We start from the raw sequence: 1,506 nt of genomic DNA on the forward strand, positions 1-1,506 counted from the left end.
CGCTGACGTCATCGCCCGCATCTCCGACATGCCGGTCTCACGCCTGCACGAGTTGCTGCCGTGGGAATGGAACGCAGCAACGCACCAAGTCAAGGCTGCCTGACCGCGGCCCTCGGCGGATGTTTACAGAAGATCCTGCGGCAACATGGCTTCAAAGTCTCGATGAGTGGCAAAGGCAACTGTTATGACAACGCGGCTGTCGAGACGTTCTTCAAGACCATCAAGGCTGAGCTAATTGAGCGCTTTCACTCGTTTTGTCACCCCTGACTTTTTGGCGTCAATGATTTCCATGGGTTAGTGAAGGGGGTGTTTCAGGGATTTTGTCACATTGGCGGCGGTTTTGGCTGATTTGCCTCTGGCGTTCACAAAAATATCCAATGACATCAATCGCGCGCATTCGAGGCCGTTAAGTAATTACTTAACGGTTTACAACTTCGATATGCCAAATCAGCTGCGGAATGGATACGGTCCAACTGCCGCCGTGCGGATACCTTGCTGCTGCTCGTCAAGCGCCTTGTCCCGTTCGAGTACAATTCGTTCAACGGTTTCGCGCGCCCGTTGATCTGCAAGCTCCCAAGTGAACAGTCGCCAGTCTTTTGTTCCGAATTCCTTGTCGGTGAACGGCTTCAGTATTGAGCCGCCTTGCTTCAATTCGTTCAGCAAATCAACGAAACCGTCTTCGACTGCGGAATGAACAATCCGAAGGCCTTCATCTGGCATGCCAAACAGTAGCCAGTGAGCATTGGCCCCGAGATGCTGGCATATCGACACTACTGCCGTGGCCCGAGGTGAACTTGGCCCTGCTAGATACTTCTCCATCGTGCTTTTGGATACACCTGCAAGCTTGGCAATTTCGGACACATTTAGACGGTGGCCGCGCATCAAGATGCGAAGTCGTTCAGAAATATCGATCTCGCCATCCGAATACCGTTATTAGATGTTTATTGCCGTAATTATTTACGGCAAAGCTCGTGTCAGCAAGATGCTCAAAAGCTTCTTTTAAGGCAAGTCTGGCTTATGGTCGAACGCGTCACAGCCAGATCGTTAATGGATGTTGGAGCCATTACCGACAGTAAACCTGCGTGCCTCGCATGGCTGAAGCGCGAGGGCATCATTTCTGTCAAGGAAGGCCAGAAATTTACTTATCCCATTACAGACCTTCCCGAACCCGAGCGCCTTGCCTACCTGAGCCGCGAGATTGAGGCGGCGCATCTTACGCCCGGCACCTATGACGATGACGCCCACGCAAGCTATCTGGCGGCAAGCGCCAGCCTGCGGGCCAAGGCCGAACGCCGCGCGGCCATGGTAAGGCTTTTGAAAGCCGTTGGGTCTGAGGTAAGCTGGGGCGACAGGCTGCGCCTTGTCCGCGCTAAGTTTGGCACAGAAGGCACCGATAAACGCACCCTTCAACGGTATTTAAACACTGTTGAAGGCGTCGATCCGATCAATTATGCGCCCGCGCTTTTGCCCGGTCACAAGGGCAGCCCCGTGCGGGCCAGCACTTCG

The 1,506-nt window shown here is 53.9% G+C and carries 2 protein-coding genes and 1 pseudogene; 2 read left to right on the forward strand and 1 reads right to left on the reverse strand.

Going from position 1 to position 1,506, the window contains the following annotated elements; genetic code table 11:
• Window positions 1–123 precede the first annotated feature (123 nt).
• A pseudogene (locus DQ230_RS16820) lies at window positions 124–243 on the forward strand (IS3 family transposase); the annotation flags it as partial.
• A 204-nt stretch (window positions 244–447) separates the two neighbouring features.
• On the opposite strand, the gene DQ230_RS16825 reads toward DQ230_RS16820, so the two are convergent.
• Window positions 448–882, reverse strand: coding sequence for a helix-turn-helix domain-containing protein (locus DQ230_RS16825; RefSeq protein ID WP_162497499.1), 435 nt, complete (start codon window positions 880–882; stop codon window positions 448–450).
• On the opposite strand from DQ230_RS16825, the gene DQ230_RS16830 reads away from it, so the two are divergent.
• On the forward strand, window positions 871–1,506 hold a 636-nt coding region (locus tag DQ230_RS16830), incomplete at its 3' end, for a hypothetical protein (RefSeq protein WP_162497500.1). The genes DQ230_RS16825 and DQ230_RS16830 overlap by 12 nt on opposite strands.

Source organism: Roseovarius dicentrarchi, assembly GCF_003316635.1.
Lineage (GTDB): Bacteria > Pseudomonadota > Alphaproteobacteria > Rhodobacterales > Rhodobacteraceae > Roseovarius > Roseovarius dicentrarchi.